Annotated in this window: 8 protein-coding genes and 1 pseudogene; 5 read left to right on the plus strand and 4 right to left on the minus strand. The window is 72.1% G+C overall.

Annotated features, from left to right (window positions below; genetic code table 11):
• From TR50_RS35285 to TR50_RS35295, 3 genes are all read right to left on the minus strand, one after another.
• On the minus strand, positions 1 to 795 hold a 795-nt coding region (locus TR50_RS35285), incomplete at its 3' end, for an RNA polymerase sigma factor (protein WP_236654729.1).
• 5 nt (positions 796 to 800) lie between these two features.
• Positions 801 to 1,157 (minus strand): YciI family protein, encoded by a 357-nt coding sequence (locus TR50_RS35290; protein ID WP_042431880.1) that lies wholly within the window; start codon positions 1,155 to 1,157, stop codon positions 801 to 803.
• A 95-nt stretch (positions 1,158 to 1,252) separates the two neighbouring features.
• Positions 1,253 to 2,062 carry a pentapeptide repeat-containing protein gene (locus TR50_RS35295; protein WP_042431882.1) on the minus strand — a complete coding sequence of 270 codons (810 nt, stop codon included), beginning with the start codon at positions 2,060 to 2,062 and terminating at the stop codon, positions 1,253 to 1,255.
• Positions 2,063 to 2,553: 491 nt separating this feature from the next.
• Here TR50_RS35295 and TR50_RS47695 point away from each other — a divergent pair, with 491 nt between their 5' ends.
• The 4 genes from TR50_RS47695 to TR50_RS35315 all read left to right on the plus strand — a co-directional run bounded on the left by TR50_RS47695 (position 2,554) and on the right by TR50_RS35315 (position 5,196).
• Positions 2,554 to 2,718, plus strand: a complete 165-nt coding sequence (locus TR50_RS47695; RefSeq protein WP_162837978.1) for a hypothetical protein — start codon at positions 2,554 to 2,556, stop codon at positions 2,716 to 2,718.
• Positions 2,719 to 2,770: 52 nt separating this feature from the next.
• Complete coding sequence (locus TR50_RS35305; protein WP_042431886.1) at positions 2,771 to 3,064, plus strand: Dabb family protein; 294 nt, start codon at positions 2,771 to 2,773, stop codon at positions 3,062 to 3,064.
• Between the two features lie 153 nt (positions 3,065 to 3,217).
• Positions 3,218 to 4,081, plus strand: coding sequence for an RNA polymerase sigma factor SigF (locus tag TR50_RS35310; protein WP_439654269.1), 864 nt, complete (start codon positions 3,218 to 3,220; stop codon positions 4,079 to 4,081).
• A 299-nt stretch (positions 4,082 to 4,380) separates the two neighbouring features.
• The gene (locus tag TR50_RS35315; RefSeq protein WP_042431950.1) at positions 4,381 to 5,196 is read left to right on the plus strand and encodes an RNA polymerase sigma factor SigF; all 816 of its coding nucleotides are present in this window, start codon (positions 4,381 to 4,383) and stop codon (positions 5,194 to 5,196) included.
• Positions 5,197 to 5,261: 65 nt separating this feature from the next.
• On the opposite strand, the gene TR50_RS35320 is transcribed toward TR50_RS35315, so the two are convergent.
• A complete protein-coding gene (locus TR50_RS35320) occupies positions 5,262 to 6,104 on the minus strand; it encodes a tyrosine-protein phosphatase (protein ID WP_042431888.1) in 843 nt (280 codons plus the stop codon).
• Between the two features lie 155 nt (positions 6,105 to 6,259).
• Between TR50_RS35320 and TR50_RS47280 the strand changes: the two are divergent.
• Positions 6,260 to 6,736 (plus strand): annotated as a pseudogene (locus TR50_RS47280) (hypothetical protein); the annotation flags it as partial.

A 6,736-nucleotide genomic window follows, 5' to 3' on the forward strand; every position in this document is an offset into this window, starting at 1 on the left:
GGTGCCGGCCACGCCCCCGGCGCTCCCGCCCCCGCCGCTCCCGGCCGCGGCCACCACGGCCCCCGTGCTCGGGGTGCGGGCCGAGCCCGGCGCCTCCTCGGCCCTCGCCCCGGCCTCCCCGCCGGTCCCGGCCGCCGCGGCTCCCGGGACCTCGGCTGGGGCCGGGCCCTCCGACGGGAGGTAGCCCTCGTTGAAGATCAGGTAGACGACCGCGAGGACCGGGCGGAGCCGGTCCGGGAGGTCTGCCTCGTCCGGGACCCGGTAGGGGATGCGCGCGTCGCGGATCTTGCCCTTGGCGCGGACGAGGCGCTGGGCCATCGTGGGCTCGCTCACCAGGAACGCGCGGGCGATCTCGGCCGTGCTGAGGCCGCCGAGGAGCCGCAGCGTCAGGGCGACCTGGGCCGGTTCGGCGAGGGCGGGGTGGCAGCAGGTGAAGATCAGACGCAGCCGGTCGTCGTGCACGGGTCCCTCCTCCGCGTCCGAGCCGTCGCTCCGCTGGGGCGCGTGCAGCAGCAGTGACTCCGCCTGGCGCGCGTCGCGGCCGGCCTCGCGGCGCGCGCGGTCGACGGCCTTGTTCCGGGCCGTCGTGATGATCCAGCCCGCCGGGCTGGGCGGCAGCCCCGCCGACGGCCAGCGCTCGGCGGCGGTGGCGAACGCCTCCTGGACCGCGTCCTCGGCGAGGTCGATGTCGCCGAACGCGCGGGTGAGGACGGCCACGGCCCGCCCGTACTCCGCCCGGAAGATCCGCGCGATCTCCTCGGGCGGGACCGCGCCACCGCCGTGGGGCGCCGACACGGGGTTCAGTCCTCGACCTCGCCCTGGAACGGGCGCACCTCGATCGGCAGGCCCGTCGCCCGGGCGTAGCGGCTCCCCCAGGCCAGCGCCGCGTCGAGATCGGCGGCCTTGATGACGGTGAACCCGCCGAGGTACTCCTTGCCCTCGGTGAACGGCCCGTCGGTGACCAGCACCTCGCCGTCCTTGGGCCGCAGCACCGTCGCCGTGCTCGGATCGTGCAGGCCCTGACCGAAGACCCAGTCCCCGGTGGACTGCAGCTCGCTGCGGATCGCGCCGAGCTCGGCCATCACCTTCGCCAGGAACTCGGCGTCCGGGATCGGGCCCTGCGGCTGGTACATGCTGAGCAGGTACTGCTTCTTCATGGTGTCGCCTCCTCGTGCGCCAGGTGTCTCTCACCCTCTATACGAGCGGGACGGGCCGGGATCGACAGCGGCGACGCGCAGGTTTTCCGAACCGCTCAGCCCGTCCAGTGGCCCGGCCGGTCGAGCGTCCCGGACAGGCGCGTCGTCGCGTCGCCGCGGGCGGCGTTCAGCTGGGGCTGGGTGAGGAAGAGCGCACCGGTGAGGTCCGCGCCGCGCAGGTCCGCGCCCCGCAGGTCCGCGCCGATCACGTCGGCCCCGCGCAGGTCGGCGTCGCGCAGGTCGGCCCCGATGAGGTACGCGCCGCGCAGGTTCGCCCCGCGCAGGTCGGCCCGGCGCAGCTTCGCGCCGATCAGGTCGGCGCCCCGGTGATTCCGCCGGCGTGCGGGCAGTCCGGCGCGGGCCAGCTCGCTCGCCTCCAGCAGCAGCTCGCTCACACCCGCGCGGATGCCCGGAACGTCCAGTCCCGCGAGCGCCTCGGCGTCCTGGCGGGTCATGGCCTCCACGTCCTCCCGCGCGCGGCGCAGTCGCGGAGCGAGCGGCGCGGCGGCCGGGAGGTCGACGGCCTCGTCGAGGTACCGCAGCAGTTCGTGCAGCTGTCGCATCACGGGGAAGGCCGCGAACATCGCGGGGGCGGAGGAGGGCTCACGCCGCCAGTCGACACCCCCGAAGGTCAGCTGGGAGACCTTCTGGCCGGCCCCGAAGCAGTCGAACACGGTGCAGCCGGTATACCCGGACTCGCGCAGCCGCGCGTGGATGCCGCACCGGAAGTCCTCGGCGAGATTGCCGCAGGGCGTTCCGGCGGCCTTGTTCCTGGCGAAGTCCGCCGACTTGGCGAAGGGGAGGGCGACACAGCACAGCCCGAAGCAGCTGCCGCAGTCGGAGACGAGGGAGGGATCAGCAGGCACACCCTCATTGTCCCAGGCTCCTCATTGTCCCGGGCTCGTGTTGTCCCGGGCTCGCGTTGTCCCACGCGCGGACCCCCGCCCGCGAAAGTCCCGCTCCCGACGCCGACCACCCTGCCATGACGTCGGGAGCAGGACTTCGCACGGAAGGGGAGCAGCGACGGGGGGTTCGCTGCCGCTCCCCTGCGGAGTTCCCAATCGAGGACGCGTCCGGGGGACGGACGGGCCGTCGATCCCACAGCGGGAAATCCGGTCCACGTACCGGAGGTCCCTGCCAGACCTGCCCGGTACGTCTTCCACTCTGCCGCCGGACGCCGCCGCCCGCAGGCGGCGTTGGGCCCGATCTGCGGGGACCTTGGTCCCTTCGGCTTGACGCACTGCTCACACGCGCACGGGGGAGCGGGTTAGGCTTCGCCCGTACGGGTGAGAGTCCGCACGGGTGAATGAGCGTCAGGGACGGGGCCGGGAACGTCGGCACGCGGGAGGTGCAGGGGATGGGGCAGGCCAGGAGGATCATCACCTGGGCCGTCGTGATCTTCGTGCTGTACACGATCATCACCTCTCCGGTCCGGGCGGCCGATCTGGTGCAGGTGGGCTTCACCGGGATCTCCCACGCGGCGAAGGCCGTGGGCACGTTCATGAGCAGCCTGATCAAGTAATCGGGCAGGTGAAGTACCCTCGGGGCACTCGACCCGCCAAGGAGTGCCTCTCATGATCCGCCACCTGGTCCTGTTCAAGCTGAACGACGGCGTCACCCAGGACGACCCGCGCGTCCCGGCGGCCGTCGCCGCGTTCGACAAGGTCGGCACGGCCGTGCCGGAGCTGCGCGAGTGGCAGATGGGCTGGAACGTCACCGAGCGCGACATCGCGTACGACTTCGCGATCAACAGCCTGGTCGAGGACCGCGAGGCGCTCCAGGCCTACCTGACCCACCCCGACCACGTGGCCGCTGCTGGGCTCTGGCGCGAGTTCGCGACCTGGGTGATCGCCGACTTCGAGGTCTGACACACCGTCGGCGTCCGCGCAACCGGAACGGTACCGGAGCTGCGGATTCCACCAACACGCGTAAGGCCGGTGCTTGCCCGCCTCCGGACCGACTTGTGATGCTATGACCAGTTTTGCCAGATATGGGACTGACTTCGCTGGACATCACAAGGGATCACGAGGGGCGGCGCAGCGATGCAGGCACCAGGAGAGGCACCCGGCGGGTCAGGCGAGACGACGCCGCCCGCCGAGACGCTCTCCTCCGCGATCGCGGAGTCGCGGGTGGACGTCCGCGCGCTGACCCGCGTGCTCTTCGAGCGCCTGGCTGAACTGCCGACCGGCTCACCCGAGCACGAACGCGTCCGCGCCGCCCTGATCGAGGTCAACCTGCCGCTGGTGCGCTACGCGGCGGCGCGCTTCCGCGGCCGCAACGAGCCGATGGAGGACGTCGTCCAGGTCGGCACCATCGGGCTGATCAACGCCATCGACCGGTTCGACCTCAGTCGCGGCGTCCAGTTCCCCACCTACGCGCTGCCCACGATCCTCGGCGAGATCAAGCGCTACTTCCGCGACAACGTCCGCACCATGCACGTCCCGCGCCGGCTCCAGGAGCTGTGGGTCCAGGTCAGCAGCGCGATGGAGGAGCTGACGGTCACCCACGGACGCCAGCCCAAGGTGCCCGAGATCGCCGCGTCGCTGCGCATCCCCGAAGAGGACGTGCGCGCCTGCCTCGACGCCGGCCGCGCCTACAACGCCACCTCGCTGGAGGCCCAGCAGGAGCACGACGGCGGTCTCGCCCTGCTCGACCGGCTCGGCTACGAGGACGCCGCACTCACCCATGTGGAGCATCGGGACATGGTCCGACACCTGCTGGTGCAGCTTCCGGACCGGGAGCGACAGATTGTGATGCTGCGGTTCTTCGGCAATCTGACCCAGTCGCAGATCTCCACCGAGCTCGGCATGTCGCAAATGCACGTGTCGCGCCTGCTCGCACGGATCTTCGCCCGGTTGCGCAGCGGCAACCACTGGGAGAACTGAGGCTCCCCCAGGCGCACGCGCGGACACCTCACGCCGATCGCTCTGTGTAGTCGAGTGTCCGTCATATGCCGTAATAGTCCTACTGATCAACGTGGGAAATCGCTCCTGACAGCACGTTGCCGCCGCGTGACATCTGGCCCTCTCGTGGTTTGCCGGGGATCCTGTGCCGGTATCCCAGTGGAGGTACGGAGTCGTCGGCATGTCGACTCATCGATGGCTGAGTTGAAGGGGGTTGCAGCGTGTCCGAGGCACTCGTCCATGAGGCGCACAGCGCAGACGACGCTCTTGTCCACGGCGCCGTGGTCCTTCCCGCCCAGCGGGCGACCGTTCCGGCGGCCGCTCCAGTAGAGGACGGGCTCGACACCCGCACCCTCTCCCGATCGCTGTTCCTGCGGTTCGCGGAGCTCACGCCCGAGCACCCCGACTACGCCTACGTGCGGAACACGTTGATCGAACTCAACCTGCCGCTGGTCCGCTACGCGGCCGCGCGCTTCCGCAGCCGCAACGAGCCGATGGAGGACATCGTCCAGGTCGGCACGATCGGCCTGATCAAGGCCATCGACCGGTTCGACCACGACCGCGGCGTGGAGTTCCCCACCTTCGCGATGCCGACGATCATCGGCGAGATCAAGCGCTTCTTCCGCGACACCAGCTGGTCGGTCCGGGTCCCGCGCCGCCTGCAGGAGCTGCGCCTGGCGCTCACCAAGGCGGGCGACGACCTCAGCCAGCGGCTGGACCGCAGCCCGACCGTCCCCGAGCTCGCCGAGTGCCTCGGCGTCAGCGAGGAGGAGGTCGTCGAGGGCCTCGCCGTCGGCAACGCCTACACGGCGTCCTCGCTCGACAGCACGCCCTCCGAGGAGGACGGCGACGGCCCCCTCGCCGAACGCCTCGGCTACGAGGACGCGGCCATGGAGGGCGTCGAGTACCGGGAGGCGCTGAAGCCGCTGCTCGCGCGGCTGCCTGCGCGGGAACGGCGGATCATCATGCTCCGGTTCTTCGGGAACATGACGCAGTCACAGATCGGCGAGGAGATCGGCATCTCGCAGATGCACGTCTCCCGTCTGCTGACGCGCACCCTGGCGACCCTGCGCGAAGGGCTCATCGCCGAGGGATGACCGCCAGGGGCGCGGGGAGCTGCGCGTCGCGCAGCTCCCCGCGCCCCTGGATAGTGCAACGTCCCTCAGTCGAGCAGGTTCTTCCGCAGGGCTTCGAGGTCGGCCTCCGTCAACCCGAGGCCCTCGCGGAGGAACGCGTCGAAGGTGGGCCAGCCGGCCTCCACCGCGGCGAAGGACGCGTCGAGGTAGGCGCGGTCCGCGTGCATGACGGGACGCATCAGCTCGGGCTCGCGCATGACGCCCTGGGTGCCGAGGTGGGCCAGGATGCGGGCGATCAGCCCGTCCGTGCGCTCGTTGGTGAGCAGGTAGTCCTCGTAGACCGTCTCCCGGTCCACGCCGAGGGCGGTGAGGACGATCGCCGCCGTCCAGCCCGTGCGGTCCTTGCCGGCCGTGCAGTGGAAGAACAGCGGCAGGTTCTCGGGACGAGCCAGCGCCTTGACCGTCGCGGCGAAGCGCCCGCGGATCTCGGGGTCGGTGACGAACCACCCGTACATCGAGATCATCATCCGCTGCGCGCCGCCGTCGCCGAGCAGGGCCGACTGGGCGTCGCCGTCCTGCGCCGCGAGCGTGTCGCGCAGCGAGGCGTAGATGTCGTGGTCGGTGGCGAAGACGGGCTGGGCCTCCAGCTCCGCGCCGGCGGGGAGCCGGTCCGCGCCGTTCTCGGAGACCTCGTTGGTCCCGCGCAGGTCGATCACGTGCCGCAGGCCGAGGCCCTGGAGGACGGCGAGGTCCGCGTCCGTGGCCCGGTGCAGCGCGTCGCCGCGCAGGGCGACGCCGAAGCGGACCCTCCGGCCGTCCGCGGTGCGGTATCCGCCCAGGTCACGAGCGTTCACCGCACCGTCCAGGCCGAGGCTGCGCCCGGGGGCGCGGTCGGCGCCGGAATCGACGACGCTGTCCTGCTGGGTCACATCGGCTCCTCGGTCGGGCGAACGATTCGGGCGAGCGTTCGCCGGTGTTCGCCAGTGTAGGCACCGGCCCACCCCGCGCCGAAGGGAACCTTCCTGAACTGATGACCCGTCAGTAAACTGGCGCCTCCGGAGACGGAGCGGGGAGGCGATCGGCGATGGCGCGTTCCACGGCGGGGCTGGTGATCAGCGGGCTGCTCGGCGCCACGGTGCTGGCCCTGGCGGGCTGCGGAACGGACCGCGGAGGCTCGGTCGCCCTGGGCGGCGACGCTCCCGCGTCCGCCGTGACGACGCCCTCCCAGGGCGGCGTGGTCTTCGTCCCGCTCGACCCACCCACACCGACACGGGACGGCTCGTCCGCTCCGGACGCGACGGGCACAGCGGGCACGGCGGGCACAGCGAGCACGCCCGGCGGCACTCCTGCCTCGACGGCCGGGTCCGTCGCCGCGGGCGGCACCGGCACGGGCGGCACCGGCACGGGCGGCACGGGAACGGGCGGAGGAGGCCCGGGAACGGGCGACGCGGCCGGCGGAGGCGGCACGCCGAGCAGTCCCCCGCCCCGAGGCGGCGGGGGCGCAGGCGGAAGCGGCGGGCACGGGCGGGGGAGTCGCGGGGGGGCCCGGGACGCCGCCACC

This window comes from Streptacidiphilus anmyonensis (assembly GCF_000787855.1).
GTDB classification, from domain to species: Bacteria; Actinomycetota; Actinomycetes; order Streptomycetales; family Streptomycetaceae; genus Streptacidiphilus; species Streptacidiphilus anmyonensis.